Source organism: Extibacter sp. GGCC_0201, assembly GCF_017566055.1.
Taxonomy (GTDB): Bacteria; Bacillota; Clostridia; order Lachnospirales; family Lachnospiraceae; genus Extibacter.
This window is the reverse complement of record NZ_JABFCH010000108.1, coordinates 1-234: the sequence shown is the minus strand read 5'-3', so window position 1 is coordinate 234 and position 234 is coordinate 1. Positions and strand designations below refer to the sequence as shown.

Annotated in this window: 1 protein-coding gene; it reads left to right on the top strand. The window is 57.3% G+C overall.

Annotated elements, in window-relative coordinates:
• Positions 1-234, top strand: a 234-nt coding sequence (locus tag HJV72_RS20570) for a hypothetical protein (RefSeq protein ID WP_208073403.1), incomplete at both ends; no start/stop codon positions are given.

The following is a 234-nucleotide window of genomic DNA, read 5'->3' as shown; positions in this document are numbered from 1 at the left end:
ATACGCTGGCGACGGCGAACCCGACGACGTTCACAGGGTTCACATATGACAAGGAGTCCGAGAAGAACGTGACGGAAGGAACGATAACAGGAGACGGCAAGCTCGTGCTGAAGCTTTACTACACGAGAGATGAGCATACGGTAGAGTACCTCGTGGACGGAGAGCGGCATGGAGCGCTGGACACCTACAAGTACGGCCAGGACATCGACCCGCTGAGGGATAGGCCGACGAAGG